This window comes from Variovorax sp. AC103 (assembly GCF_979254005.1).
This window is the reverse complement of sequence record NZ_CEEDFC010000010.1, coordinates 60,489-86,354: the sequence shown is the minus strand read 5'-3', so window position 1 is coordinate 86,354 and position 25,866 is coordinate 60,489. Positions and strand designations below refer to the sequence as shown.

General features: G+C 67.5%; 25 protein-coding genes. 2 read left to right on the top strand and 23 right to left on the bottom strand.

All coding sequences use genetic code 11. From position 1 onward, the window contains the following. The gene (locus AC0IYU_RS16195; protein WP_472118778.1) at positions 1–1,881 is read left to right on the top strand and encodes a DNA/RNA helicase domain-containing protein; all 1,881 of its coding nucleotides are present in this window, start codon (positions 1–3) and stop codon (positions 1,879–1,881) included. Between the two features lie 165 nt (positions 1,882–2,046). Here the strand turns inward: AC0IYU_RS16195 and AC0IYU_RS16190 are convergent, their stop codons facing one another. The 4 genes from AC0IYU_RS16190 to AC0IYU_RS16175 are packed head-to-tail and all read right to left on the bottom strand — an operon-like array spanning position 2,047 to position 6,789. Next, on the bottom strand, positions 2,047–3,579 hold the full coding sequence (locus tag AC0IYU_RS16190) for an MFS transporter (RefSeq protein ID WP_472118776.1): 1,533 nt from the start codon (positions 3,577–3,579) through the stop codon (positions 2,047–2,049). 11 nt (positions 3,580–3,590) lie between these two features. Next, a complete protein-coding gene (locus tag AC0IYU_RS16185; RefSeq protein WP_472118773.1) occupies positions 3,591–4,820 on the bottom strand; it encodes an EmrA/EmrK family multidrug efflux transporter periplasmic adaptor subunit in 1,230 nt (409 codons plus the stop codon). A gap of 28 nt (positions 4,821–4,848) precedes the next feature. Then, entirely contained in the window at positions 4,849–6,306 is a 1,458-nt protein-coding gene (locus AC0IYU_RS16180; protein ID WP_472118770.1) for an efflux transporter outer membrane subunit, read from the bottom strand. A gap of 45 nt (positions 6,307–6,351) precedes the next feature. Further along, positions 6,352–6,789, bottom strand: a complete 438-nt coding sequence (locus AC0IYU_RS16175) for a carboxymuconolactone decarboxylase family protein (protein WP_435484564.1) — start codon at positions 6,787–6,789, stop codon at positions 6,352–6,354. Positions 6,790–6,928: 139 nt separating this feature from the next. Here AC0IYU_RS16175 and AC0IYU_RS16170 point away from each other — a divergent pair, with 139 nt between their 5' ends. Beyond that, positions 6,929–7,828, top strand: a complete 900-nt coding sequence (locus AC0IYU_RS16170) for a LysR substrate-binding domain-containing protein (RefSeq protein WP_435484565.1) — start codon at positions 6,929–6,931, stop codon at positions 7,826–7,828. 49 nt (positions 7,829–7,877) lie between these two features. On the opposite strand, the gene AC0IYU_RS16165 is transcribed toward AC0IYU_RS16170, so the two are convergent. The 19 genes from AC0IYU_RS16165 to AC0IYU_RS16075 form a co-directional block, all read right to left on the bottom strand. Continuing rightward, a complete protein-coding gene (locus AC0IYU_RS16165; protein WP_472118768.1) occupies positions 7,878–8,150 on the bottom strand; it encodes a hypothetical protein in 273 nt (90 codons plus the stop codon). A gap of 249 nt (positions 8,151–8,399) precedes the next feature. After that, on the bottom strand, positions 8,400–8,768 hold the full coding sequence (locus tag AC0IYU_RS16160) for a hypothetical protein (RefSeq protein ID WP_472118764.1): 369 nt from the start codon (positions 8,766–8,768) through the stop codon (positions 8,400–8,402). A 69-nt stretch (positions 8,769–8,837) separates the two neighbouring features. Continuing rightward, the gene (locus AC0IYU_RS16155; protein WP_472118761.1) at positions 8,838–9,284 is read right to left on the bottom strand and encodes a hypothetical protein; all 447 of its coding nucleotides are present in this window, start codon (positions 9,282–9,284) and stop codon (positions 8,838–8,840) included. Between the two features lie 18 nt (positions 9,285–9,302). After that, positions 9,303–9,884, bottom strand: a complete 582-nt coding sequence (locus AC0IYU_RS16150) for a hypothetical protein (protein ID WP_472118758.1) — start codon at positions 9,882–9,884, stop codon at positions 9,303–9,305. Beyond that, positions 9,835–10,161: a hypothetical protein gene (locus AC0IYU_RS16145; RefSeq protein WP_472118755.1), complete on the bottom strand. Its 327-nt coding sequence runs from the start codon at positions 10,159–10,161 to the stop codon at positions 9,835–9,837. Before AC0IYU_RS16145 ends, AC0IYU_RS16150 begins: the two co-directional genes overlap by 50 nt. A 9-nt stretch (positions 10,162–10,170) precedes the next feature. Then, the gene (locus tag AC0IYU_RS16140; protein ID WP_472118752.1) at positions 10,171–10,506 is read right to left on the bottom strand and encodes a hypothetical protein; all 336 of its coding nucleotides are present in this window, start codon (positions 10,504–10,506) and stop codon (positions 10,171–10,173) included. Between the two features lie 23 nt (positions 10,507–10,529). After that, entirely contained in the window at positions 10,530–11,000 is a 471-nt protein-coding gene (locus AC0IYU_RS16135) for a hypothetical protein (protein WP_472118749.1), read from the bottom strand. A gap of 13 nt (positions 11,001–11,013) precedes the next feature. Beyond that, on the bottom strand, positions 11,014–11,238 hold the full coding sequence (locus AC0IYU_RS16130; RefSeq protein WP_472118747.1) for a hypothetical protein: 225 nt from the start codon (positions 11,236–11,238) through the stop codon (positions 11,014–11,016). 38 nt (positions 11,239–11,276) lie between these two features. Further along, the gene (locus tag AC0IYU_RS16125; protein WP_472118745.1) at positions 11,277–11,603 is read right to left on the bottom strand and encodes a hypothetical protein; all 327 of its coding nucleotides are present in this window, start codon (positions 11,601–11,603) and stop codon (positions 11,277–11,279) included. A 2-nt stretch (positions 11,604–11,605) separates the two neighbouring features. Next, positions 11,606–16,099, bottom strand: coding sequence for an RHS repeat-associated core domain-containing protein (locus tag AC0IYU_RS16120; protein ID WP_472118742.1), 4,494 nt, complete (start codon positions 16,097–16,099; stop codon positions 11,606–11,608). A 14-nt stretch (positions 16,100–16,113) separates the two neighbouring features. After that, positions 16,114–16,557 (bottom strand): DcrB-related protein, encoded by a 444-nt coding sequence (locus tag AC0IYU_RS16115; RefSeq protein WP_472118739.1) that lies wholly within the window; start codon positions 16,555–16,557, stop codon positions 16,114–16,116. Positions 16,558–16,580: 23 nt separating this feature from the next. Then, a complete protein-coding gene (locus tag AC0IYU_RS16110) occupies positions 16,581–17,018 on the bottom strand; it encodes a hypothetical protein (protein ID WP_472118736.1) in 438 nt (145 codons plus the stop codon). A 26-nt stretch (positions 17,019–17,044) separates the two neighbouring features. Next, positions 17,045–20,218 carry a type VI secretion system Vgr family protein gene (locus AC0IYU_RS16105; RefSeq protein ID WP_472118732.1) on the bottom strand — a complete coding sequence of 1,058 codons (3,174 nt, stop codon included), beginning with the start codon at positions 20,216–20,218 and terminating at the stop codon, positions 17,045–17,047. Between the two features lie 111 nt (positions 20,219–20,329). Continuing rightward, positions 20,330–20,812, bottom strand: a complete 483-nt coding sequence (locus tag AC0IYU_RS16100; protein ID WP_435436280.1) for an Hcp family type VI secretion system effector — start codon at positions 20,810–20,812, stop codon at positions 20,330–20,332. Between the two features lie 511 nt (positions 20,813–21,323). Next, positions 21,324–22,352: a hypothetical protein gene (locus tag AC0IYU_RS16095; protein WP_472118730.1), complete on the bottom strand. Its 1,029-nt coding sequence runs from the start codon at positions 22,350–22,352 to the stop codon at positions 21,324–21,326. A gap of 25 nt (positions 22,353–22,377) precedes the next feature. Next, positions 22,378–22,860, bottom strand: coding sequence for a hypothetical protein (locus AC0IYU_RS16090; protein WP_472118727.1), 483 nt, complete (start codon positions 22,858–22,860; stop codon positions 22,378–22,380). 25 nt (positions 22,861–22,885) lie between these two features. Next, on the bottom strand, positions 22,886–24,142 hold the full coding sequence (locus AC0IYU_RS16085; RefSeq protein WP_472118724.1) for a hypothetical protein: 1,257 nt from the start codon (positions 24,140–24,142) through the stop codon (positions 22,886–22,888). A 36-nt stretch (positions 24,143–24,178) separates the two neighbouring features. Beyond that, a complete protein-coding gene (locus AC0IYU_RS16080; RefSeq protein ID WP_435436276.1) occupies positions 24,179–24,535 on the bottom strand; it encodes a DUF4150 domain-containing protein in 357 nt (118 codons plus the stop codon). Next, positions 24,532–25,866 (bottom strand): DUF2169 family type VI secretion system accessory protein, encoded by a 1,335-nt coding sequence (locus AC0IYU_RS16075; protein WP_472118721.1) that lies wholly within the window; start codon positions 25,864–25,866, stop codon positions 24,532–24,534. Before AC0IYU_RS16075 ends, AC0IYU_RS16080 begins: the two co-directional genes overlap by 4 nt.

Genomic DNA, 25,866 nt, shown 5'->3' with positions numbered 1-25,866 from the left:
GTGATCGTCTACGAGGCCGACAAGACGCAATTTCTCAGCGACAACAACGACAGGGACATCGAAGACGTCATCCTCGCCAAGTACTTCAGCGCCACCGGCCGCAAGGTGCCGGCGTCAGAGATGAGGTCATGGCGGGATTCGCTCGGGTACATGTCGAAGGTCCTCAGCGACTCCGAAATTCCGAATGACGTGGGCGTGGCCGTCGAACTTCATATTCCGCAAAGCTCCAAGCGCATCGACATCAGCCTGACCGGTCGAGGTCACGACAACGCCAAGAACGTCGTCATCGTCGAGCTCAAGCAATGGGATAAGGTGAAGTCTTCGCTGAAAGACGCACTGGTCAGCACCTACCTCGGCGGCGGAAACCGCGAGGTCGTTCACCCTTCGTACCAAGCGTGGTCTTATGCATCCTTGATGGAAGGCTTCAACGAAGCCGTCTACTCCGGCGGCATCTCCGTACAGGCCTGCGCCTACCTGCACAACTACGAGCGCGACGGCGTCATCGACTCGGCCCACTACGCCGACTACATCGCAAAGGCGCCGCTCTTCCTGAAGGGCGAGAAAGAGCGCAGCTTGTTGCGCTCTTTTATCAAGCAGCACATCAAGTTCGGCGACTCGAAGGTGCTCTACGAACTGGCCAACGGCCGCATTAGGCCATCGAAGGCGCTCAGCGACAGCCTTGCGGGCCTGCTGAAGGGAAACGCCGAGTTCATCTTGATCGATGACCAAAAAGAGGTTTACGAACACATCTTGGCTGCAGGCCGATCCGCATCGAGCGCGAGCCCCAAGGTGGTGATCGTCGAAGGTGGCCCGGGAACTGGCAAGACGGTTCTCGCCATCAACGCTTTAGTCACCTTGATGGGTGCCGGCCTGAACTGCAAGTACGTCTCGAAGAACGCCGCGCCCAGGCGCGTTTACGAGACCAAGCTCGTCGGCACGATGAAGCGCACGCATTACGCCAACCTCTTCACAGGCTCGGGCGGCTTCATCGATACGCCCGCCGATCAGTTCGATGTCTTGATCGTGGACGAGGCCCACCGCTTGAACGAGAAGAGCGGCCTGTATGGCAACTTGGGCGAGAACCAGGTCAAGGAACTCATTGCCGCCGCCAAGTGCACGGTGTTCTTCATCGACGAGGACCAGCGCGTGACGCTGAGCGACATCGGTACCAAAAAGACGATTCGCGACTTCGGCATCGGCAAGGGCGCGGAAGTGTCGGAGCACGAGCTGGCCTCGCAGTTCAGGTGCAGCGGCTCAGACGGTTACATCGCGTGGCTGGACGACTCGCTCGACGTGCGAGAGACCGCCAACAAGACGCTCACACCCGCCGAGTTCGACTTTCAAGTCTTCGGCACACCCGAAGAGCTCCATGCGTCGATCGCATCGAAGAACACAACCGGTACAGCGCGCGTCGTGGCGGGCTATTGCTGGCCATGGACCAGCAAGAAAGACCCGAAGGCCTTCGACATCGTCATCGGTGACTACCGCAAGCGCTGGAACCTCGACGTCGACGGCAGCTTGTGGATCATTGCGCCGAACTCGATCAACGAGGTGGGCTGCATTCACACCTGCCAGGGCCTGGAGGTGGATTACATCGGGGTCATCATCGGGCCGGACCTGATCGTGCGCGACGGACACGTCAAGACAGTGCCAGCAGCACGGGACCGATTCGACAAGACATTGCGCGGCTACAAGACGCGGCACAAGGCCAATCCCGAAAGCGCCGCTGCAGAAGCGGACCTCATCATCAAGAACACCTACCGCACGCTGATGACGCGCGGCATGAAAGGGTGTTATGTCTACTGCAGCGACGAAGAGACTGCAAGCTACTTCCGCGACCGGCTGTCACCCGGCGCGCCTGCTGCGGTCGTCGAGCCATGAAGGATCAGCGGCGGGCGGCAACGCTCGCCGGCTGATGGCCATAGGCTGGTCCCCCCTGCTCTTCGCCCCACTCCCTCCCGTCCCCGCGGCAGCGGCTCAGCAGCGACTGCACCAGGGTCAACCTGTTCTCAAGAATCTCCCACGCGTCCGGCCCGTTGGGAGCCTTCAGCGAAACACCCGCTGCAATCCCACCACAACGACGCCGAGCACCCCCAACACCGCAACCGCCCTGAAGTGATCAATGTTCGCCAGCATCGACGACTGCTGCGCCACCAGCTGCGCCACCCGCGCGAGTGCCACCTTGGCCGCCTCGCCTGCCGGCAGGCTCGCCGCCAGCGCCTGTTGCAGGCTCTGCAGCGTCGCTTCATAGACCGGGTTGAAGGCGTTGACCTCGGCGCCCAGCACGGCCCAGTGCGTGGCACCACGCCATTGCTGCCCGAGCGTCGCGAGCGTGATGCCGAGCGCGGTGGCTGCCTGCGCCATCATGTTCTTGAGCTGCTGGGCGTTCGAGAACACCGGCTCGTCGCGCTCCATGTCGCGGAAGGTCTGCATCGCGGTCACCGGCAGCACGGTCAGCAGAAAGATGCTGTTGAAGGCGAGCGCGGGGAGCACGTGCAGCCACACGTTGGCACCCGTTTCGATGCGCGCCAGCAGCCACCCGAACAGCGCGAGCGACGCGAAGCCGACCACGAGGAACTTGCGCGGCTCCGGGTAGCGCGGCAGCAGGCGCGACATGACGATCCAGGTGAACAGCGCAAGGCCGAAGCCGAGCGCCTCGACGTGCCCGACCGTCTCCCACGCAAAACCCAGCGTGCCCTGCAACATCATCGGCACCACGTAGTTGTTCGCGCCGAGCATCAGGTAGGCGAAGAAGAACAGCCCAAGGCCGACGAAGTAGCGCAGGCGCAGCATCTGCCGAACGCGCAGCAGCGGCCGTTCGCTGCGGTGCTGGTGCCACAGCCAGGCAAGCAGGCCGGCAATGGCGGCGAACAAAATGAGCGCGACCGATGGCGCGTTGCCATAGAAGTCGTAGTACGAACGCTGAAGCACATAGAACAGCAAGAAGCTCGAGCCGATCAGCAACAGCTGCGCACCTGCGCCCGCCTGCGAGCGCGTGTGCGCCGGGCCGATCGGGGCTGCGGGAAGCGCCACACCGGCCAGCACGAACACCACAACGCCCAATGCGGCCAGCAGCCCGTAGATTGCAACCCAGGTCTCATGCGCGACGCTGATCGACGCGAGCCATGGCGCCGCGGCGATGCCGATGGCCAGGCCGCTGGCTAGGCAGCGAATGCCGACGAAACGCTTCGGGCCGGCCAGCGTGTGGTGAATGATCAAGCGGCAAGCAGTGAAGAAGACACCCCCGCCGAGCGCCATCAAGGCCCGGCCCGCCAGAAAACTCGGCAAGTCCACGCTCGTGGCGCACAGCAGCGAGCCCAGCACCGAGATCGCGGCGCTGATCTGCATGAAGCGCCGGGCGCCGATGCGCTCGACGAACCAGCGCTGCATCGAGATCGCGAAGATCGCGACGCTCGCATACACCGCCGCGACCAGGCTGAATTCCTCGGGGCTGATGCCCAGCTCGCCCATGATGGGCGCGGCGGCAAAGGCCGTCATGCCGGCTTGCAAGAACTCGGTCAGCGACAGCAGGAAGATGGTCGCGTAGAGCAGGCGGTTGGAAGTTGTCTTGTTGTTCATGGCCTCGGCTTTCAGCGGTTGGCATCGATCACGGAGCGCACTTCGGCGTCGGCCATCGCAAGCGGCGTACCGAGCACGTCGCTGCGGTCGGCGTGGTCGGCCCCGCCGGCGTCGACAAACCGCAGCCCGTTGCGCTGGCTGGTGTCGACCGTGACCTTCATCGACAGCCCTAGCTGCAGCGGATGCGCCGCCATCTGCGCGGGGTCGAGCGCAATGCGCACCGGCACGCGCTGGGTCACCTTGATCCAGTTGCCGGTCGCGTTCTGCGCGGGCAGCAGCGCGAAGGCGCCGCCGGTGCCGGCGTCCTGCCCGATCACCGTGCCGCGGAACACAACGCCGCGGCCGTAGACGTCGGCCGTCAGGGTCACCGGCTGGCCGATGCGAATGTCGCGCAGCTGCGACTCCTTGAAGTTCGCGTCGACCCACACACGGTCCAGCGGCACGACCGACATCAGCGCCACGCCGGGACTGATCTTCTGCCCCAGCTGCACGGTGCGCTTGGTGACCAGGCCGCTCACCGGCGCCGGCACTTCGGTGCGGGCGGCGGCAATGGCCGCATCGCGCACCTGCGCGGCGGCGGCCATCACGTCGGGGTAGGTGTCGATCGACGTGCGATCGACCAGCGCGGTGCTGCCGGTGTGCTGCTGGCGCGCGACGTCGAGCCCGGCCTGGGCTGCGCGCATCGCCTCCTCGGCGTGCTGCACGTCTTCGCCCGAAATCGCACCGCTGGCCAATACCTCGCGGCGCCGCGCCAGGTCGGCCGACGCGCGCGACAGCTCGACCCGCCGCAGTTCGACGGTGGCGCTCGCCTGCCCCGCGGCCGCGACCTGCGCACGCGCCTGGCGAACCGCCCGGGCCAGCCCTGCCTTGGCCCGGTCGAGCGCGAGTCGTGCGTCCACATCGTCCAGCCGGACGAGCGGCTGGCCGGCGATGACGTGGTCGGTGGTGTCGGCTTCGATCGCCGTCACCACACCGCCGACCTGCGCCGTGACCATGACCACGTTGCCGTTGACGAAGGCGTCTTCGGTGGTCTCGCCGTGCAGGCTGAGAGAGGCCGCGTAGACCGCCACGACGGCACCCAACGCGACGGCCGCAGCACCTGCCGCGAGGGCGGGCGAGAAGCGGCGCTTGGCGACCGCGTTGGGCACGGGCGACGGTGCGGGTGCAGGTGCAGGTGTGGGGATGGGCGCGGGGGATGGCACGGGTGAGGCCGCGACCGGTTCATTCAGGTTGGCATTCATGGCGGTGTTCCTTCAGAAAAGGGTGGCTTCAGGACGCGGCGTGCGGTTCAGGCGAGGCGGCCGGCACGTAGCCGCCGCCGAGCGCGCGGATCAGGTTGAGCCGCAACTCGCGTTGGCGGCCGGCGGAATCGATGACCTGGTGCTGCTGCGCGAGCACCTGGGTTTCGGCTGACAGCACCTGCAGGTAGCTCGCAAGGCCGCTGCGATAGCGGTCTTGCGCGAGTTCGTAGGCGTGCCGCGCGAGGGTGAGCGCCTGGTCCTGCTCGGCGCTTTCGTCGGCAGACCATTTCAGCGACACCAGCTGCGCGACCACGTCGTGCAGCGCGGCGATCACCGTCGCGTTGTAGGTCTGGACGGCCGCGTCGTGGTCGGCCTGGTGCAGCGCGAGATTGGCGCGCAGCCGGCCGCCGTCGAACACCGGCAACGAGATGGCCGGCCCGATGCCCAGCATGCGGCTTCCGGCAGCAAGAAAGTCCGCCAGGCCGATGCTCTGGAACCCCACGAAGGCATTCAGCGTGACATTGGGGTAGAAGCCCGCGCGCGCCACGGCCATGTCTTGCGTCGTCGCCTCGACGCGCCAGCGCTCGGCCACGATGTCCGGGCGGCGCCCCAGCAGCTCGGCGGGCAGGTCGGTCGGCAGCGCCACCGGCCCGACGCTGGCCAGATGCGGCCGCTCGATGGCCAGGCCGGCGTCCGGGCCCTTGCCCTGCAGGGCGGCGATCTGGTTGTTGGCCAGCGCAATCGCTTCTTCGAGCGCGGCAATCTGAGCGCGCACCGCGGGCAGCGCCGCTTCGGCCTGGGCCTGCTCCAGGGCGGAGTCGATCTGCACCGCCACCCGACGCTTCACCAGCGCCAGGATCTCCTGGCGATGGCGCAGCGTGTCGCCGGCCAGGTCGCGTTGCGCGTAGACCGTGTCAAGGCGCAGGTAGAGACGGGCGATGCCCGTCGTCAGCACCAGGCGCGCCGCCTGCGCGTCGACTTGAGCGGCGTGTGCGCGGTCGAGCGCCGCATCGAGCGCCGCGCGGTTCTTGCCCCAGAAGTCGAGCTCGTAGCTGGCGCCGATCTGCCCGTCATTGATCGAGCGCTCCTTTCCGGCCAGGGCCGGCGGGTAAATGCTGTTCTCGCTGAAGCGCTGCTGCGTGCCCTTGAGCGTGGCGTTCACCTGCGGCAGCAGCGCGGCGCCGGCAACGCCGGCCACGGCCTGCGCCTGGCGCACGCGGGCATCGGCGATGCGCAGGCTCGGCTGGCCGTCTAGCGCGTCGCGCATCAGCTGGTCGAGTTGCGGGTCGCCCCATGGCGCCCACCAGTCGTCTTTCGGCCAGGCCGCGGGCGACAGCGGCGCGGCAGCCAAGCTGCGCTGCGCGGCCAGGTCATTCACCGCCAGCGGCTTGCCGTGCGTTTCCAGGTTGCCGGTGCTGGCGCAGGCCGTCAGCAGGCTTGCTGCAAGGGCAAGGCTGAGGGCAGAGGCGAGTGCGGTGGCTTTCATGGCGGTCTTTCGTGGCGGTTGTCGAGCGGATGCGTCGGTGACGCTTCAGGCGGGCAGCTTGCGAAAGGCGATCGCGAAGCGGTTCCACGCATTGATGGTTGCGACCAGCAAGGTGAGGTCGACGATTTCTTCGGGGGTGAACTGCGGGCGCAACTGGTCCCACACGGCATCGGGCACATGGGTCTCGGCGACCAGCGTGACCGCTTCGGTCCACGCCAGCGCCGCGCGCTCGCGGTCGCTGAAGAACGGCGACTCGTGCCAGACGGCCAGCGTTGCAAGCCGGCGCGGGTCTTCGTGCGCCTTCAGGGCGTCGCTGCTGTGCAGGTCCATGCAATAGGCGCAGCCGTTGATCTGCGAGGCGCGCAGTCGCACGAGCTCGACCAGCGGCTTGTCGAGGCCGGACTTGGCGATGCGCTGCTCCAGCGCGCTCATCGCCTTCATGGCTTCGGGGCCGGCTTTGTAGAAATTCAGGCGGGGGTCCATGGCGTAGCTCCTTTGAAAGTGCCCTGGTTGACAGGGCCGGTTGCTGATGGGGCTACGATACGCATGGCGGCAATCCTTGATAAGACGGCCATTTCATGAAGGATTGTTCTATTTCTAGGACGAAAAACAGGACAGCCCCGTGGACCTGAACGACTTGCGGTACTTCGCCCTCATCGTGGAGCACGGTGGCTTCAGCGCCGCCGAGCGCGTGACGCACATCACCAAGTCCAAGCTCAGCCGGCGCGTTTCGCTGCTCGAAGAGCACATGGGCGTGCGGCTCATCCAGCGCAGCACGCGGCGCCTGTCCCTCACCGAGGCGGGGCAGGCCTTCTACCAACACTGCGCGGCGATGATGGTCGAGGCCGACGCGGCGCGCCTGGCGGTCGAGCAGTTGCGCGCGGCGCCGTCGGGCACGGTGCGCATGACCTGCCCCGTCTCCATCGCGCAGTTCTACCTGGCCCGCATCGTGGCGGACTACATGCGCCAGCAGCCCCATGTGCGTGTCGAGATCGACCCCACGGACCGGCTGGTCAACCTGATCGAGGAACGGGTCGACGTGGCGCTGCGCGTGCGCGACGCAGGCCTGGAAGACCCCAGCCTGATCTCCCGGCGCATCGCGTCCGGGCGCATGGTGCTGGTGGCGAGCCCGGCCTACCTGGCGGAACGCGAGCCGATCGTCGAACCCGCGCAGGTGCCGGCGCAGCACACCATCAGCGGGCTGCACGATGGCGCCGAGCAAAGCTGGAATCTGGTCGCCACCGACGGCCGGACCGCGAAGCTGCAGCACCGGCCCCGGCTGCTCTGCTCCGACTACACGGTGCAGTTCGAAGCCGCGGCGGGCGGCGTGGGCATCGCGTTGCTACCGCTGCGCATTGCGTGGCGCGGGCTCGAGAGCGGCGCGCTGGTGCGGGTGGCAAAGGACTGGGGCACGGCAGAGCAGTCGATTCACCTGGTCTACGTGAGCCGCCGCGGCATGCTGCCCTCGGTGCGGTCGCTGGTGGACCACCTCGTGCAGCACATTCCGACCGCAATGGCCTGATGCGGAGGCGAACCTCATCATCGAGGACGCCTGCCGCACGCCGATGGCCTCAGGCCCTCGGCTGGTCCATCGCGTTGAGGCGCTTCAAGACCTCTTGGGCGAGCCGGGCAATGTCGTCCGCCAGATCGGACGCGATCCACATGATGTTGTCTCGGTGCCGCTCCCCTATGCCTTCGAACCACTCGCTCCAGTCGCCGTAGCAGCAACTCAGCAGAGATTGCAATTGGGTCAACTTGTTCTCAAGAATGTCCGACGCGTCGGGCCCGTGGGGGGTGTCGTTGGATGAGGGCGTGTTTTGCCCGGCGATAATTCGATCAGCCATTTGATGTGCTCTCTTTCCAAAGTGTTTGCACGTTGAGTGGTCAGACGGTCAGGGTGTTCGCGCACCTTGGCCGTCGCCTTTTGTGCCTCACATCGACATCGCCGCGGGGTGCTTCGATGTCCCGCCGTGAGGCGCGGCGGTCATCCAATGTATGAAGAGAAGCAGCGCAATGGAAGCCTCGGCGCAGCGAAGAAATGCGCAATCGCGCAACTTTGCCCGTATCCGGAAACCAAAAAATTGGCCCGTGGGCTAGCGGGTCATCAGACCGCGCAAGCGCTCGAAATGGTGGTCGCACCATCGCGCGTAAAGCGCCTCGTCGAAGTTCTTGATCTTGTAGAGATCGTTGGCATCGAAGTGCGAGAAGAAGCACTTCGACGTGCCGAGCACCACCCAGCTGACGACCCTGCCATGCGCGGGGCTCACCTCGTCCTGACCCAGCACAAGTTCCATGTCGTCGATGAGTGCGGCGAGCAGCGCTTCGTCGAAGAGGCCCTCTTCGAACAGCGCATGGCAGAAGGTGCCTTCGACCTCGTCGTTCTTGTTGTCCAGAATGCGCTGGATGGCGGCACTGACATCCTGGTCTGGGTCGCTTGGCGGCCTTGGTGCTTTGGGGTTCATTGTTGCTTCGGTCCAGATTGAAGATGCCCCTCGCTCGAAACATCGTTCTCTTGGGAAATGGGCCGCGCCTCAAAGGCTCTCGAAGAAATAGGCCATCAAGGTGTTGTCGACGAAACCTTTGAGCAGCATGGTGCCCGACAGCGGCTGCATCGCAGCCTCGAACGCCACTTGCTCGAACTGCCGCGCTTCGAGCACCTTCACGAGCGGCGCGCAGAGCGCGTGCAGTTCGGCATGGCCCGCGCTGAGCTGCCACGCGCCGCCTGACAGCGCATAGGGCAGCACCACGAAGACCCGAAGGTCGAAGCGAATGAAGAACCGCGCCTGCAAGGCACGGCCGAATGTGCATTCGACAAGGTACGCGTAGAGATCGTTGGCGGGGCCGTGGCCTGTCGCGTGCACATGGGCCGCGCCGAACGCGTCGAGCACATCACCGAGCTCGCGTGTGGGTGCGTCGGGCAGCGGCTCGAAGTCTCTTGCCGCGGCGAAGGCTTCGAGTTTCTGGATGGTCGGCGTCATGGCAGGTTCAGGGGCCGGTCAAACGATCTCGGCGAACAGGCTTTCGAACACGGTCGCCGGCAAGCCGTCGAGCTGCGTGGTGCAGCCCGGTGCAGGCAAAAAGAAATACGCGTGCGCCACTTCCTGCAGACCCTGCGCCGCAAGCACGGCCCGGCCCTTGTCTATCGAAGCCCTCGCCGCTTCGGGCAACCTCGCGGGATCGATCGGGTGATTGACATTGCCCCGGTCGACCATGCCCCACTTCCTGTCGAAGCAGTAGACGGCAAACAGCGGCGCCTTCGACGAGATGTAGAAGCGAACTTCGAACTCGAAGCGCTTCTTCAACACCGCGTCCTGGCCCGACAGCTTGCACGTCAGCGACTGTGCGGCGTTGTAGTTCATGTCGTCGTCCAGAACGAACGCCACGCCCGAAGCGTTCGACAGCGCAGCGCCCAGGCCGGCGACCAACCCGGCGTGGTCATGCACGCAGCCGATGGGCTGCGCTGTCGCATCCAGGATGAACGGTGGAAGCATCGCAACTGCGTGCGCGTCAAGGTGCTCGCCTCCGGCCTCAATCGCAGAACGCCGCAAGCCCCATGCCCTGTTCTGCGGCGCGATCAAGAATCCCGCGGATCGACTTGAAGGCCGCGATCTGCCCGCGATTTGCGCCAAGCGCGCCGGTGTTCGCGTCGAACACACGCTGCATCGTCACGACCTGCTCGGGGCGCAGCAGGGAGTCGTCGAAGTACGTGAGGTTTGCGCCCGCTTGCCTGCATTGGTCGAGCACAGCGGCCAAGGAGCGATGCGCATCGAAGTCGATAGCGCCCGCAAGCGCCAGCCCGCGCGGATCCTTGGGCATGGCCGTGCATGAAGGTGGGACGAAGTAGATGTCGAGCATGGGTCGCCGCTATGGTTGTCGGGGCATGGTCCTGGCCACCTCGGCACAGCTCAGGTCGAGCCCGTCGGCGTAGCTGGTCAGCGGCACACCCAGCTTGGTCCCGAGCGTCTTGAGCCAGTTGAAAAAGCCGATGGCCTGGGCTTCTTCAGCTTCACGCATCTCGAAAATTCCATTGTCCGCATGCGACCTCTGAACGGCTTCGACGAGTGCGATGAAAGACGGCAGGTCCTCCTCGATGTCGGCCAGGTCCAGTGCCCGCAGGCCGCGGATGAGGCGCAACTCTTCGTGCAGCGAAAAGATGGTGGGCAGCTTTGCCGCAGCCTCGCGCAGTTCTTCGAGCGTCATGGGCGCTTGCATGCTGGCCGCACTCAACGCCGCTGCATCGAGCGGTAGTACTCAATGAGCGCGCCGTGCGGAAGCAGAGCGCCGGCAATCTTCGTCACCACCGGCACGTCACCCTCCTCTTTGCGGAAATGGACTGTGACACTGGAGGGAAGCAGCACCACCTGCTCGTCGCCCAGGTCGAAGCGTGTCGCGCCCTCGAAGGCGCTGGCGGCCTGCGAGGGCCCGGCAATGTCCGAGAAACCGGGCAGTTCGCAATGGCCGAAGAAGTCGATGGTGTCGTGCGAGAAATTCTTTTCGGGGTCGAAGTGGAGGTTGAGGCTCCAGCCGTCGTAATCGAAGGTGTAGACGACCCCCGCCCCCGTGCGCCACTGCTCGTCGGCCTCTTGCGCGCAGGCTGTCTCTTCTGGCGTGCTCGTGCCAGCGGCGAGATGCACAGCGCCTCGCTCGAGGTAGTGCAGCAGGTCGAGATGCGCGGCGATGGTTTGCTTCAACATCCGACGCTTTTCTTCAGGTTGCGGCATTGATCTGGGTACTCGTCCTTGGAACCTTCCCCGGAGGGGTACTTGGTGAAGAAAGAGATTTCTCTCGCGCAGCGCGCCATTCCTCAGGGAAAGCACCCGGACGGTTCATTTCTTTCCTGTATTGGTTCGCGACGATCCATGGATGGGCGGCCAGGGAGGGTGCCAGTTGCCCGAGCGCATTCAGGAACTCGGTGCGCACGGCAAGCAGCATGTCTTCGAGCGCCGTAGGCGCAAAGAGCCATCGCAAGCTCAGTCACTGAAAGCGACCAGGCCCGCGCCCTTGCTCGCTGCCGCCTCGAAAACGCTGTGCATCGCCTCGAATGCCGCGAGCGCCTGCCGGTTGCCGCGCAGTTCATGCGAGTTCGCCGTGAATATCTGCAACAGCGTCGCGACCTGGGCGGGCTTCAAAAAAGAATCCTCGAAGTATTTGAGACCCGCGCCGGCCTTGCTGCACTTGTCGAACAACACCGCCAGCGAACGATGCGCATCAAGGTCGATGGAACCCGCCAGTTCCAGGCGACCGGGGTCGTCGGGCATGCCAAGGGTGGACGGGTCCGTGTAGTAAAGGTCCAGCATAGTCAGTCCAGCGGATGGAAGGTTCGAACGGTTCCGTCTTCGTTGACGGTGGCGCGGTAGCGTTTGTATTGTCCGTCGTACTTCAACCTGGATTCGAACACGGCCTTGCCCTCGTAGCTCGTTTCCTTGCCATGCTTGAGCGTCTTGCCCAGCAGAGAAGAAATTTTTCCCTGGTCCATGCTGGCGTCGAACTTCGACTTGTTGGTGAATCGGGTCGGGTCCACGTGGCGATCGTAGATGTGCTTCCACCCCGAAGTGGCATTGCCCTGCTCCAGGGAGAATTTGCGGCTCCCTCGGTTGAAGCCGACCGGCCGGGCCAGCGTCTCCCCGCAGATCCACCCCAACGGGTCGATCCATCTGATCGGATTGGGTGAATAACTGTGGAGGTTGTCGCCACCTTCCAGCCCGATCGGATCGGGGCTGATGAACCGCCCGATGTCCGGGTCATAGAACCGGAAGGTGTTGTAGTGCAGCCCCGTGTCCCGGTCCAAGTACTGCCCCTGGAAGCGCAGGTTCTGCGCGACGGCATCGGTTGCTTTCTCGGCGGCACTGACGGGCCGGCCGTTCAGCGATGTGACTTCCCATTGCTCCGCAACGGTCGCTCCCCAGGTACGGTAGCTCGCGCGCCAGCACAGATTGCCGTCGTTGCTGCTCAGCTCTTCGGGCAGACCCGCAGGGCCGTTGTGAAAGTGAAAGACCTGAGCGACCGCGGTGTCGTCGTGCGCGGGCTCGGCCCGGGCATCGAGCCGGGCCACCGGCACGTGGCCGCCGGCCTCGTACACATAGCTCACCACCTGCGCGCCTCGGCGCTCCTCGATGAGCCGCATCCCCTCCCAGACAAACCGCGTGCTGCCGAACGCATCGTGCTTGGCCACCCGCCGCCCCATGGCGTCGTAGTCGAAGCGCGTGACCTGCGTGGTGGCCTCGGGCGTGTTCGGCCGCCGCGTGGTGTGCACAGCCAGGAGGCGGCTCTCGTCGTTCCACTCGAAGCGTTGCGCGGTGTGCCTGCCCGACAGCTTGCGCACCAGCCGGCCGTGGCCGTCATAGCTGTAGCGCTTGTCTTCGAACACGCGCACGAGGTTGTCGCGCACATAACCGGGCATATGAGCGGGCGCGGCACCGCGCGGCGCCAGACCGGCGAGCGAGGCGTCGAGCAGGTTGCCGGCCGGGTCGTAGGCAAAGCGTTCGCTATTCGCCGCGCCGCGCACGCTCTCTTCGATGCGCCCCGTGGCGTCGTAGCGGTGCGCCGTGGTGCCCTGCAGGGAATGGCGGCTCTGGCGCAGCTCGCCCACGGGGTCGTAGCTGTATTCCTTCATCAGCCCGTCGAGCAGGCGGGCCTCGGGCGTGCCGGCGTTGTCGATGGCCTGGCGCCAGGCGTTGTCGCGGGGGGTGAAGGCGGTGTTCAACGCGCCGGGCCGGCACCATGCCGCGGCGCGGCGGCCCAGCGGGTCGAGCGCGAAGCGGGTGTGCAGCGCGCCCTGGCTGCGCCCCACCTCGCGGTGCAGGTCGTCGCGCTCGATGTCGCTGATCAGCTGGTGCACCGCAGGCGCATCGCCGCGCTGCTGCGACAGGTTGACCTGGTGCAGGTGGCCGGAGCCGTAGTACAGGTAGTTCAGCGCGCGCTGCACGCCTTGCTGCCCCGCGTGCCCACCGAGCGCGGGCAGCACCGTCTGCGTGCGGTTGCCCAGCTCGTCGTGCGTGTGGCTCAGGGTGTGCGTTTCGCCGGTGAGCTCGTCGATGGCGGTCTCGGCGACCAGGCGGCCGAGCTTGTCGTAGGCGAACTCGGTGCGATGCAGCGCGCGCAGTTCGTCGGGTGCTCCGGCGTGCACCACCTCCAGCTTGACGGCCTGGGTCAACCGGTCGAGCGCGTCGTAGCGGTACCGGTAGTGGTGGCTCGCGGTGCGCTTCTCGACGAGGCGGCCCACGGCGTCGCGCAGCAGTTCGGTGCGCAAGGGGCCGGCCGCGCGCTGCGGTTCGGCGCCATCGCCATCGCCGTGCCCATTGCCCAGTGCCAGGTCGTCGTCGCCGATGCCCGGCACGTGGGTGATGCGCACCGGCCAGCCCTGGGCGTCGTAGTCGACCAGCACGCGGGTGCCGCCCACGCGGCGCTCTTCCACCACCCGGTCGGCGGCGTCGCGCACGAACTCGAAGTGCAGTCCGTTCTCGTTGACCAGCGACTGCAGCCGCTGGGCGCTGTCGTAGTGCCACGCAATGCGGCGGCCTTCGGCGTCCTGCCGCGCCAGCGGTTGGCCGCGGCGGCCGAGCGCGAACTGCGTGCTGCGGCTCAGCGCATCGGTGGCGGCCACGATGCGGCCGGCCGCGTCATGGCGAAACGACTGGTGGCTGTTGTCGGGCTGCGAAACGGACAGCAGCCGCCCCATGGCGTCGTGGGTCAGCCGTGTGCGCTGGCCCGCGGCGTCGGTCACGGTCTGCAGGTGGCCCCAGCCGTCGTAGGCGTAGCGCGTGGTCTTGCCCGAGCAGTCGGTCAGCGTGACGAGCTGCGCGCACTCGTTCCAGGCCATGCGGTTGGTGCCGCCCTTGCCGTCGGTGATGACGATGGGCAGGCCGCGCCGGTCGTAGCTGTATTCGGAGGTGTGGCCCAGCGGATCGGTCTCGCGCACCAGGTTGCCCTGGTCGCTGTAGGCATAGGTCCACGCGCTGCCGTCGGCCAGGGTTTCTCGCCAGGGCTCGCCGAACTCGGTCCAGCCGGTGCTTTGGGTACGGCCGAGCGCGTCGGTGCGGCTGCTCACGAAGCCCATGGGGTCGTATGCGCAGCGCGTGGTGGCGCCGCCGGGCTCGGTGATGGCGACGAGCTGGCGAAGTTCGTTGTACTGCGCCTGCCAGTGCCGGCCCAATGCGTCGATGTAGTCGGTGACCTGGTGGTCGGCGTTCCAGTGCCAGGCGAACTCGCGGCCCAGCTGGTCGACGACCAGGGTCTGGCCATGGGACAGCGCATCGTCCGCGGCGGGCGGCATGCGGCGCACGGTGTAGCTCTCGCCGTCGTTGGTCCAGTGGCGGGCCACGTGCGCATCCTCGGCTGCACCGCGCCATTCGTAGTGGCACTCCAGCCCCGCCGCATCGGCATGGAAGCTCATGAGGCCCTGGGCGTCGTAGCCGAAGCGGCGCACCACCTCGCCGTTGCGGTTGGTCACGTCGAGCAGGCGGCCTTCGGCGTCGTGCCGGTAGGCGACCAGCAGGCCGGGCAGCTCGCCGGGCGCACCCGCCGCGAGGCGCACGCCGCTCAACCGGCGGCTGTCGCCCGCGTAGTCGAGCGCCAGCAGGCGCCCGGTGCTGTCGCTCAGCTGGCTCAGGCGGCCTTGCGCGTCGTGGCGCAGGTCGATGAAGTTGCCGTTGCGGTCTTCGAGCCGCGCGAGTTTCAGCGTCTGCGCGCGCGGCGGGTCTTCGGCCTGCGCCTCGAACAGGAAGAACAGCCCACCGGGCACGTGAATGAAGTAGTGGCCGCCCTCGGTGCGGCACAGGTCCAGCCCGTCGCGCAGGCTGTACTGCCGCTCGCCGGGCTCGATGTCGGGCAGCACCAGCGGCCTGCCCTGCTCGTCGATGAGCGTCACGATGGGCTGGCCAGCGGCGTCTTGGCCCAGCCGCAGCTCCATCGCATAAGGCAGGCTCCAGCCCTGCCCCAGCGCGCCGTCGCGGCGCAGGTCGTGGCTGCTGTAGAAGCGCTGCCATGCAATGGGCAGCGGCCCGGGCAAGGTGAAGTCGAGCTCGCTCTCGCCGCCCAGAAACTTGCCGCCCGTGGCCGCGTGCACCGGGTTGCCGAAGGAGCTGACCATGCCGTGGATGCCCATGCCCAGCCCCACCGCGCCTTCGATCAGGCAGGGCAGCGCGTTCTTGCCCTGGCGCGCGAGCTTGGGCAGGCAGCGCAGGCCGCGGTAGATCATGACCAGGTTGAACACGGTCACCAGCACCTTGGAGATGAGCGGCACCTCGTCGGCCACCTCGCGCACGCGCGCGGTCGGCCCGCCGATGAAGACGGTGGGCGAGCCTTCGCTCACCTTGGCACCGCACTCGGTCTGGTCGTCCTTGCGCGAGGCGACGCCCCTGTTGACGAACACGGTCTCCGCGCCCTCGGCCAGCAGGACCTGCGGCGAGTCCTTGGCACAGCTCACCGTGTCCATGGGCATGTCGGGCGATGCGCGTGCCGCCCCGATGGCCTTGCTGTCGATGAACACGTCCAGCGAGGCGCTTGTGACCATGCCGGTGACGGTGAGCGTCTCGGGCACCAGCGCATCGGCAATCGATTCGCCCAGGCTCGCGCCGACGTAGCCTCCGGCCATGCGCGCGCCCACCACGATCGCACCCGCGACCAAGGGCCCCGCCAGGCCGCCGGTGCCGACCACCGCGGCGGCGGCCACGCCCACCGCGAAGCCCACGGCAATGCCGCCGATCAGGCCGCCCGCGAACTTGGCCCAGAACCGCGCGTGGGCGTTGGTGTGGGCAATGGGGTCGTGCAGCCGCGCCGCGGGTTTACCGGCCATGGGTCATGCGCGCTTCACGCCCTCGGTTCAAAGCTCGCGAGCGTGCGCTGCCACAGCGCGAGCGCCTCGGCGTCGAAGGGCACGGGGCTGCTGGCCGTGAGGATGAGCACCGCCTTGCCGTCGCGCTCGTTCGGCAGCAGGAACACGGCCTGGCGCTGGTGCAGCGCCTGGCCGTTCTGCTTGAACTGGGTCGCCAGTTCGATGGCGCGCAGGTTCAACACAGCGGGGCCGACGGCAATCTCGTCGCGCGACAGCTCCTTCAGCTGGCTCACCTGCCGCGTGAGGTCGTTCATCTGCCGAGAGACGAACTGCGCCAGGTTCTCTTGCGCCCGCAGCGCATCGCGGCTCACGATGAGCGTGGTGCCCGCGCCGTCGGGCATGGCCAGCACGTTCATCGAGCGGTCGATGCGGCCGTCGTCGGGCACGTCGAACCGGCCTTCCTGGATGTGGTACTTCATTCGAGCTGCTTTCTGGGTGGGCGCTAGGCCGGGTCGAAGGCCACGTGGGCCAGGCAGTCGGGGTTGCGCTCGGTGAAGCCGAACGACAGCCGGCCCCAGCCGAGCGTGGCGGTGTAGCTGGTGGACTCGTCGGGCGAGCGGCCGCGCGGCACGTCGGTGATCTCCAGCGCACCATGGTGCTGCCGCACTTCGGCCAGCGGCACGCAGCGCCCCTGCAGGTCCAGCACCAGAAAGCCCGGGTGCGGCCCCTCGCGCTTGATGCGCAGGTCGATGCGCGACAGCTCCGTGCCGTCCGCCAGGCGCACCGGCGTGCCCTCGAAGAACTGGAACACGTCGCCGCCCGCGGCGTGCGTGTCGTTGAAGGTGGTCGACAGCGTGTGGCCGACCTTCTGCGCTGAAAAGGGTATCTGCGCGGCCAGCGCGTCGATCGCTTGCCACAGGGTCATTGCCGTCGGGTTCACGGGGGCGTCTCCTGGAATGTCATGGCCTAGTGCCCGCCGGCAAAGCGCCTGTCGTAGGCGTCGCCGTAGTACTGCGTGTATTGCTGGCCGGTTGTCGATGTGCTCAGCGTGCCGTAGTACCGGCCGGCGGCGGCGCGCGCGGCCGCCCGGGTGCCGCCCTTGTTCAGGATGTTGTAGGCCTCGTTGAAGGCGGCCACGTTCTGCGGGTCGGCGCTTTGCAGAATGTCGACCTTGGCGGCGCGCCACACCTCGCGCTGCACCTGGATCTGGTTGAGCGCGGCCTCGCCCTCGGAGCCCAGCATGCTGTTGACGAAGGCGGTCTTGGACGAGGTGTTGGGCTTGAAGCCGTACGAGTACATCGCGTGCCCGACCTCGTGCGACAGCGAGGCGGCGGCCGTGTAGGGCTTGTCGGCGCTGTTGCTGTCGATCACGATCTTCTTGCCGCGCGAGTTGGTGTCGGCATAGGTGCCTCCGCCCGCGGGGCCGTAGCCGATGCTCCAGCCGTGGTTCTTCAAGTACCTGAGCTGCCGCTGCAGCGTGGGCGAGCGGGCCGCGATGGCGTCCACGCCCTTGCCCAGCCCGGTGGTGACGTAGCCCGGCGGCGCGGCTGCAGGCGCGGATTTCTCGGCGGCCTCGGCCGATGTGGCGGCGGCCGCGGGCGCCGCGGGCACGCCGTCTTCCATCACGGCCTCCTCGGCCTGGCTGCCGATGGGCGCCTCGCAGTTCAGGAAGATCTTGCTGCCGCGCTGGTCCAGCTCGCCGGTGAAGTTGACGAGCCCCTTCACCCCGTTGATCTGCACCGTGCCGTCGGCCAGCAGCACGATGGAGGCCTTGCCGCAGATCAGCGAGATGCTGGTCTTGCCGGTGACGAACACGTCCTGGTCGGCCGCCTGGATCACCACCGACTTGCGCCCGGTGACGTTGGCGTTGCTCTCGGTGGACGTGACCGAGGCGTCGGCCTTCGACACCAGGTTGATGGCGCCGGCGCTCGCATGCGAGACGATGTCGCCGCCCGTCACCACGTTCACCTGGCCGCCCTCGCTCACCTGCGTGAGCATGCCGCCGGCCACCAGCTGCGTGAGCTGCGCGCCGGTGGTCAGCGTCATGGCCGAGCTGGCGCGCACCGACACGCTCTGTCCCGAGCTCAGCACGATGGGCTTGGGGCTGATCATGGTCTGCCCCTCGGGGCTGACGATGGAGACCACGGGCTTGTCGATCTTGCGCGACAGGTCGAGCATCTGCTGCGCGTCGGCCATTGCGGGGTCGGCGTTGTCGGACACGCCCGCCTCGCCCAGGCCGCCGGCGGCCAGCGCCGCCACGGCCTGCGATGCGCCCCCTGCGGACTGCACGCCCTGCACCAGCCCCATGAGCGTCTGGTTCTTGCCCTGCGCCATGGCGCCGACCAGCGCCTTGGTGGCCGCCACGGCCTGGCCCGAGGCCTGCATCAGCGCATTGCTCTGCGCCAGCGTGGCGCCCATGTGCGCATGGCCGTCGGGGTTGTCGCGCGAGGTGCGCTGCGCGTAGTCCTGCGTGTAGGTGGTCAGCAGCAGGCCCTTGTCGGCGCGGATGGAGCCCCACTCGTTGGTGCGCAGCTCGAAGCCGTAGCTGCGCTGCACGCCCGAGCCCTGGTTCATGAGGTAGCCCATGTGCAGGTGGGTGTTGCCGTGGTCGGTCGACAGCTCGATGTGCTCGGTGCCCGCGCTGTCCTCGAAGCGCAGCATGTGCTTGCCGCCGCCGCCCTTGCTCCAGTTCGTCTGGAAGCCGGTCTGGGTCTTGTGGCGCGGCAGCTCCCACGGCGGCATTTGCGCGGCGTTGTAGACGCAGCCGGTCACGATGGGGTGGTCGGGGTCGCCGTTCAGAAAGTCGACGATCACCTCCTGCCCGATGCGCGGGATGTGCATGGCGCCGTAGTTGCTGCCGGCCCAGGTCTGCGACACGCGGATCCAGCACGATGCGTTCTCGTCGCGCTGGCCGTAGCGGTCCCAGTGAAACTGCACCTTGATGCGGCCGTACTCGTCGGTGTGGATCTCTTCGCCCGCGGGCCCCACCACCACGGCGGTCTGCGGGCCGGTGGTGCGCGGCCGGGGCGTGACGCGCGCGGGCCGGTAGGGCGCGCTGTCGGGCAGCACCTCGAAGGTCTGGCGGTAGCTGGTGCTGCTGGTCGACTCGCTGTAGGCCGCGTCCACCGCGCCGACCACGCGCAGCGCGTTCTCCTGGAAGTCGTAGCGCACGGCTTCGATGAGGTAGCGCCGGTTGTCTTCGGCGTTGGGGTGGCGCGCCAGCTCGAACAGGTAGCCCGGCGCCATGTGGCGCAGGTTGCCTTCGGCGCTGACGAGTTCGCGCCGCCCGGCGATCTGCTCCAGCCGCAGGCGCGCGTAGTTCTCGCCGTCGCCCAGTTCGGTGTAGCCGCCGGGCCAGTCGTAGATCTCGAAGCTGTCGCGGCTGTGCCCGGCCGGCTGCTGGCGCACGGTGTCGATCTCGGCGTTGGGCTTCTTGAAGTCGTAGTCGTCGGCCGCGAAGTTGCCCGAGGCAATGTCCTCGGCGTGGGCCCAGGTGTCGATGAAGTCCTGCTCCAGGATCTGCGCGGCCAGCACGCCCGCGTGGTAGGGCACCTTCACCGGGCCGGCGGGCAGGCTCGTGTGCGAGTCGGCTCCGTCGCACAGCACCAGCTGGTGGCTGCCCTGCGTGTGCGAGAAGAAGTAGTAGATGCCCTCCTGCTCCATGAGCCGGCTGACAAAGTTGAAGTCGCTTTCCGAGTACTGCACGCAGTACTCCCAGGTGCGGTAGTTGCCGCTCAGGCGCGCATCGATGGCGAAGCCGTAGGGCGCGAGCACTTCCTGCAGGATCTGCGGCGCCGTCTTGAACTGGAAGATCTTGAAGTCGGAGCGCCGCGTGGCGTACCACAGCCAGGGCCGCAGCGTGGCCTCGTAGACGCACATGTCGCCGTCGTCCTTGCCCACGTAGGCAAAGCGCGTGACCTGCCCGCTCAGGAAGCGCTTGCCGGCCCCGCCGAGCTCGGTGGCCAGGTTCACCTCGATGCTCATGTCCTCGCCCAGCATGCTCTTTGCTGGGATGTTCGGCACGTCGCCGACGAGCCGCACGCGGTGCTCGAACAGTGCGGAGATGCGCTCCTGCCCCGTCATCGAACGGAACTTGAGGCGCTCGCCCCACGCACTGTGGGCGATGAAGCTTCGATTCATTCTTGTACTGCTCCCTGGACAACACGCGCGGCGTGCAAAGGCAACTGCAATGCCACCGCCCCCGCGCCCGGTCATGCCGCGGCGCGAGGCATCAACGCAACGAAGGCAGCCTCAGGCTTCCTTGTTTTCCTTGATGTTCCAGCCCAGCACCGTCTCGGCGCCCTTGCCGCCCTTGTCGGTCTGTTCCCAGTACTGCTGCTTGACCTTGGCGGCCTGGAAGGCGTACTGCACGAGCACCACGTCGGAGCCCTGCTCCGCCGTGTACTGCACCGAGGTGACGAGCACCTCCTCGAGCGTGACGCGGGTGTATTCGATCTGCGAGCCGCCGGCCTTGCACACCGACACCTCGACCTTGGACAGGTGCTTGCCGCTGGCGCAGTTCTTCAGCACGGAGGGCGCGGCCTTGTCGATGCGCGCGAGCACCTGCAGGTCGTTGAAGCTGGCCTTGCCCACGCCGCCGCCGCCGCCGCTGACCATGTTTCCGGGTTGGGTCGCGCCCCAGGCGAAGGACTTGATGTCGCTCCACTCCTTGTGGTTCGCGTCCTTGGATTCGCCGCCTGCGCCTTCGACGCGCATGAACATGTCTACTGCCATGAGATCAACTCCCTCAGTTGTTGCGTGCCCGGCCGGGCACTGTGGAACCAGCCGCCTTCCCTCGCAGGAAGGCGGCAGCTAAAACAAACCTTGACGGCACCCGGGTGCTGGTGACACAGCGGCACGGGGCCCTTTGCGAGGCGCAACGCTTTAGCGTTACATCGCGCCTTCGAATTCATTCTTGCCCACTGTCCGTTCGCTCGAATCGCAACGCATGCGTGACATGGCGTTCGGTTTTTAACAAACTTTTCCTGTTTTATCGACGCGTGGCGCTGATCTTTTTGTCGATTTTTTCAGCGCGTGCGCGAAACAAAACAATAAGTTTTAAGTTGCCGCGTCTTGCAAAGATGCAATGAGCCAAAGGGCGCGTGGGGTGGTGGTGGTCGGCGCGCACTCGGGCTTGCAAGGCCCGAACGGTAGGCGATGCGCAGGGGCGCGGCCAGTGCCGAAAGTAATGCGCAAAAAGCACTACAGACTCTGCAGACGTCACTGCACAAGCACTGCAGACGTGTCACGCGGCCTGTTCGTAGCACCCGTGCGCCAGCAGCGTGACGCGGTAGATGCGGTCTTCCAGAAAGCTGTGCAGCACATGCACGTCGCACAGGTCGGTGCGCCACAGCTGGTAGCCGTCGTCGGGGTCCAGCACCTGCCTGAACGGGCGCGCCGCGGCCTTCGCCGTTGCCACGTCGAGCGTGTCGCTCATCAGCAGGCCCCACGGCAAGGGGCCTGTGTAGCCACTGCTCTGAAAGTCGAGGTCGGCGCGGTAGCGCACGCCGCTCAGGCAGGGCTCGGCGCTGCGAGGGGCGGCGGGCACTGCGTCGGCCATGTCGGCACCGGGCTTGAAGTAGAGCTCGATGCCGAGCTCGCGCGCGCAATCGGCCTCGCCGTACGTGGCAATCTCGCGAGCCTTGCTGCCTAGCGCGAACGGCGCAAAGCGCGCGTCATGCAGCAGTTCGGCCAGCGGGCGGCCGAACTGCTGCGCGAACTGTTCGGGCGACGGCACCGCACGCGCGAGCGCGGGTGCCACGCGCGGCCGCGTCATCGTCACCAGCCTGAGCCGGCCGGTGCCGCGCTCGAAGCTCACGTCCACATCGGCGAGCGGCGACGGCCACCGCGCCTTCGACACGTTCAGCCCCATGCGCCACAGCTCGGCGGGCGGACCCAGGCGCTGCAGCACGTCGCCGGCAATGTCCCCGGCGTGGAGCGCAAGCGGCAAGCGGCCCGCATACGGGGTCCATGGCGCGTTGAAGTGCAGCTGCAGCGAGACCCGGCTCAGCACCAGGCTGCCCTTGCTGCAAGGCGCGCCGTAGCGCGCCTCGTGGCGGTCCGCATCGGTGAAGAACAGGTAGATGCCGCGCCCCCGGTCCATCAGGCACAGGCGGTGGTCGGCACGCGCCTGGTTCAGGTCTTCGTCGTTCATCCACGCGAGCTGCTCCCAGCCCTGGACCAGCGCCTGCACGCCCGCGCTTTCCCAGGCGTGGCCCAGCAGGTCGCCGGGCGTGTCGAAGGCCATGTTGAAGTCGTGAGGCGGGCGGGTCATCGGCAGCAGCGTGGCGCGCGAGGCGCTACTTGAAGGGCACCGAGAACGACAGGTTCCACAGCGAGGTGTCGTCCTGGTAGGTCGCGCGCAGTTGCAGGCCTTGCCGGGTCCACTGGTCCCACTCGACCACGTCGTCGTCTTCCTCGGTGAGCTCGGGCGTGCCGAACTCGCGCAGCGCGTCTTCGCGCGTGGCAATGGGGCCGCTGCTGAACGGCACCGGGCCAGCATAGGGCTTGAAGCTCTTGCTGGCGCGGCCGTAGGCAAAGACTGCCACCAATATCGCCTGCCCCGCGTCCTTGGGGGCGCCCACCTTGCGCTCATAGCCCTCGCGCTCCCAGAAGGCCAGCTCCAGCCCCAGTGCCTTGAGCTCGATGGCGTCGGAGCCTTCGGTGCGCAGCGTCTTGGCGGAGAGCGATTGAACGCTCGCGCCGGCGGATTTCAGAAGCCGCTCGAGGTTCGCGTCGAGTTCGGAGTGCCCGAGCAGGGGCAGTAGGTCGTTCAGTGTCATGCGTTGCGCTCCTGTGCGTTGGCGGTCATTTTCTAGCCGATTTCATGGCCTTCTTCAGCCACTTCGTCCATTCGTCGTGCGTCATGCGGGTGATCTCCTCGGCGGCCTCGCGGTACTTGCCCTTGCAGCCGGGGTCGTACTTGTCGATCTGCGCGAGGATCTTGTCGGTGTTCTCCTTCGCGGCCCGCTGCAGGTCTTGCGCGTCCCGCATGGGGCGCTTGAGGCCGTCGACCGTCTGGTGCTGCCGGCCGCCGTAGGTCTCGCTGTGGTCGCGGTGCAGCGCGGCGGGCGTGGCGATGGTCGGCGCGCTGTCGACGATGGCGGTCTTCTCGGCCTTGGTGAGCGGCGCGCCCTTGATGTCGGCGGCACGCTCCAGCAGCGCCTTCTGCGAGGGCACGTGGTCCCAGTTGACGCCTTCGTTGTCGTGCTTGGCGCGGTCGCTGTAGGGGCCCTTCTGCCCGCACTTCGGCTTGGGCTTGGGCTTCTTCTTGACCTGGGTGTCCTTCTTCTTCGACCCGCCGGCCTCGGCCTCGGCTTTCTTGCCGGTCTTTCTGGCGCCGGCCTTTGCCGTGGCCTCGGCGGCCTCTTCGGCCTCCCGCTTCAGCACGCGCTCGGCCACCAGCTTCTCGGCCTCCTTGACAGCCGCGCGCTCGCCTCCCTTCACCGCCCCTTTGAGCGCGAGCTTGCCCGCCTTCGCCGCGATGCCGCCACCTGGCACCAGGTTGGCCGCGGCCGATGCGCCGGAGATGGCGGCGTTCACATAGTCGCCCTCGGCCGCATAGATGGCCGCGTTGGCGCCGTCCGAGAAGATGCCCACCACGGGAATCACGCCGCCCACGTCCAGCACGGTGTGCGTGATGGAACTGCCCCAGCTGCCCCACCAGCTTTCTTCCTTCGGCGTTTCGGGCTCCACCGGCGGGTTGGCCTGGCGCGCCGGCACCTGCGTGGACGGCGTTTCGCCGACGACGGGGCCCACGGTGTTGCCGTTGGCATTGGTGCCGCCGGCCCTGGTCGCGAGTGCGGCGACTGGCGAGGGCTTGGGCTCGTCCTTGGTCTCGGGGTTGTCCCACCAGTCGTTCGGTGTGGTCGTCTTGTCGAGCGCTTGCAGCTCGGGTGTCCAGTGGCCGGGCTTGCCCTGCGGAAACTGCTCGCTGCCCCACTGCAGGACCTGGTCGTTGCCCGAGAAGTAGCCCTGCGCCGTGACGAGCTCGGGCGTCTTGAAATACTGGAACGACTGCGGCCCCTGGGACGGCGTGGCGTACCAGCCTTCACGAAAGCCCATGGCGCCTCCTGCGAGCGAGTTCGCGCAGCGGCGCCTTCATTGGCCGTTCATCCAGAACAGGTCGTCGTGCCGCACGAACAGCTTGCCCTCGGCGCGCACGGTGCCGCTGTGCTCCAGGGGGTAGCACTTGCCCTGCACCGTGCCGCTCTTCACGCCCTTGGCCGCGCCCGCAGCGTCGCCGAGGGTGGTGGGCACCACGCTCATGTCGTACACCACCACGGGGTGCCCGTTGGCGCGCACGCTGCGGGCCACGGCGGTGGTGCTGTCGAGCTGCGCCGTCACGGGGTAGGGCACGGGCGGAATGGCGCTGCCCATGGGCGTCTTGCAGACGTCGGGCGCCAGGCTCACGACCTTCCAGCCGCCCTGCTTGCGTGCAGCGACGTTGGCGCTCACGGCGCGGGCTCCAGGGCCTTGGCGGGCGATGCCGCGCGAACCAGCGGCGCGGCGGGGTCGGTCTCGAAGCGCGCCTCGATCACCCGCACCGGCGCATCGGACGGCAGCCACACGCGGTGCACCAGCGAAAGCGCAAGGCCCTCGGCATCGACGAGCAGCGTGTCGGTCACCATGGGCAGCGGCAGCAGCACGCCGTTGTCCAGCCGCAGCAGCACCAGCGCGCGGTGGCCGGGCAGCGTCACGCGCAGGTGGCCGTCGGGCGTGGCGGCCGGGTCGGTCAGGTTCCACAGCGCGATGCATGCGTCCGGCGGCAGGTACGCCGTCTGCTGGTCCGCGGGCGCCGCGTTCCAGTAGCCGAAGTCGAAGTCGTGCGGCGGCCACGGATGGCGCTGCGCGAGCCAGGTGTCGTCGTAGGTGCCGGCCAGCGCCAGCCGCGGCGCCCAGGCGCGGCCCACCACGCCCAGGCCGGCGGGTTCGCGGCCGTAGCCGCACGCCGCTTCGGCCATGGCGCGCGCATCGAGGTCGACGCCGGTGTGCCTTGCGAGCACGGGCTGCTGCATGGGCTCGTGCAAGGGCTCGATCTGCGGCGCCGGCAGGCGCTCGATGTCGGCCAACCCCAGGTGGCGTGCCTGCTCGATGGCACGGCGCTCCAGCCAGCCCTGGCCCAGCGGGTTGGCGAAGCACACCTCGTTCAGCACCGGCGGTTCGTCGTCCGGCGCGCCGGGCCGGCGCAGCAGGCTGCGCCCGCCGAAGGCGTGCTCCCAACGCATGGGCAGCCGTGCAATGGGCTCGCTGGCCGTGCGCGCCCATTCGCGCTTGTTGCGCAGGTAGAGCAGCGAGGGGCCGCTCACGCGCAGCCGCTTGTCGATCACCGCGCGCGGGGCCGCCTCGGCTTGCGCGCGCTGCCGCTCGTCGTGCCATGCGGCCTGCTGCTGCGGCGTGAGCCGTGCGCCCGGGTGCAGGGGCCTGGGAGGCTCCGGCAGTTGCACCCACTGGCGGCCGGCCGTTACCTGCAGGCGCACCTCCCACTCGGGGGCCGGAATGCCGCGCGGCGCATGGGCCGTGGCGTTCACGATCACGTCGCAGCGCGGCTTGAAGGGCGCCAGGTCGCTCTCTTCGCGCGGGCTCGACGCGCCCTCCTCGCCCCAGTAGGCATCGGCCAGGCGCAGCGGCACCGGGTCGTCGTCGTTGACCTCGGCCCGCCACCCGCCGTACGGCCCGCGCACGAGCCGGTAGCCGACCTTCATGGCGACCACCCGGTACTCGCGGTCGCTCGGCGTGGCCGCGCGAAAGCACAGGGCGTCGAAGGGCGTGAGGTTGCGGAACTCCAC

What these genes read in the sequence shown, in the direction of transcription:
- AC0IYU_RS16160 (WP_472118764.1), bottom strand. Translation starts at nt 8,768, where the DNA reads ATGAACCCCAAAGCACCAAGGCCGCCAAGCGACCCAGACCAGGATGTC.
- AC0IYU_RS16155 (WP_472118761.1), bottom strand. Translation starts at nt 9,284, where the DNA reads ATGACGCCGACCATCCAGAAACTCGAAGCCTTCGCCGCGGCAAGAGAC.
- AC0IYU_RS16120 (WP_472118742.1), bottom strand. Translation starts at nt 16,099, where the DNA reads ATGGCCGGTAAACCCGCGGCGCGGCTGCACGACCCCATTGCCCACACC.
- AC0IYU_RS16140 (WP_472118752.1), bottom strand. Translation starts at nt 10,506, where the DNA reads ATGACGCTCGAAGAACTGCGCGAGGCTGCGGCAAAGCTGCCCACCATC.
- AC0IYU_RS16125 (WP_472118745.1), bottom strand. Translation starts at nt 11,603, where the DNA reads ATGCTGGACCTTTACTACACGGACCCGTCCACCCTTGGCATGCCCGAC.
- AC0IYU_RS16165 (WP_472118768.1), bottom strand. Translation starts at nt 8,150, where the DNA reads ATGGCTGATCGAATTATCGCCGGGCAAAACACGCCCTCATCCAACGAC.
- AC0IYU_RS16180 (WP_472118770.1), bottom strand. Translation starts at nt 6,306, where the DNA reads ATGAAAGCCACCGCACTCGCCTCTGCCCTCAGCCTTGCCCTTGCAGCA.
- AC0IYU_RS16145 (WP_472118755.1), bottom strand. Translation starts at nt 10,161, where the DNA reads ATGCTCGACATCTACTTCGTCCCACCTTCATGCACGGCCATGCCCAAG.
- AC0IYU_RS16130 (WP_472118747.1), bottom strand. Translation starts at nt 11,238, where the DNA reads ATGCTGCTTGCCGTGCGCACCGAGTTCCTGAATGCGCTCGGGCAACTG.
- AC0IYU_RS16090 (WP_472118727.1), bottom strand. Translation starts at nt 22,860, where the DNA reads ATGACACTGAACGACCTACTGCCCCTGCTCGGGCACTCCGAACTCGAC.
- AC0IYU_RS16100 (WP_435436280.1), bottom strand. Translation starts at nt 20,812, where the DNA reads ATGGCAGTAGACATGTTCATGCGCGTCGAAGGCGCAGGCGGCGAATCC.
- AC0IYU_RS16185 (WP_472118773.1), bottom strand. Translation starts at nt 4,820, where the DNA reads ATGAATGCCAACCTGAATGAACCGGTCGCGGCCTCACCCGTGCCATCC.
- AC0IYU_RS16175 (WP_435484564.1), bottom strand. Translation starts at nt 6,789, where the DNA reads ATGGACCCCCGCCTGAATTTCTACAAAGCCGGCCCCGAAGCCATGAAG.
- AC0IYU_RS16115 (WP_472118739.1), bottom strand. Translation starts at nt 16,557, where the DNA reads ATGAAGTACCACATCCAGGAAGGCCGGTTCGACGTGCCCGACGACGGC.
- AC0IYU_RS16085 (WP_472118724.1), bottom strand. Translation starts at nt 24,142, where the DNA reads ATGGGCTTTCGTGAAGGCTGGTACGCCACGCCGTCCCAGGGGCCGCAG.
- AC0IYU_RS16135 (WP_472118749.1), bottom strand. Translation starts at nt 11,000, where the DNA reads ATGTTGAAGCAAACCATCGCCGCGCATCTCGACCTGCTGCACTACCTC.
- AC0IYU_RS16190 (WP_472118776.1), bottom strand. Translation starts at nt 3,579, where the DNA reads ATGAACAACAAGACAACTTCCAACCGCCTGCTCTACGCGACCATCTTC.
- AC0IYU_RS16105 (WP_472118732.1), bottom strand. Translation starts at nt 20,218, where the DNA reads ATGAATCGAAGCTTCATCGCCCACAGTGCGTGGGGCGAGCGCCTCAAG.
- AC0IYU_RS16095 (WP_472118730.1), bottom strand. Translation starts at nt 22,352, where the DNA reads ATGACCCGCCCGCCTCACGACTTCAACATGGCCTTCGACACGCCCGGC.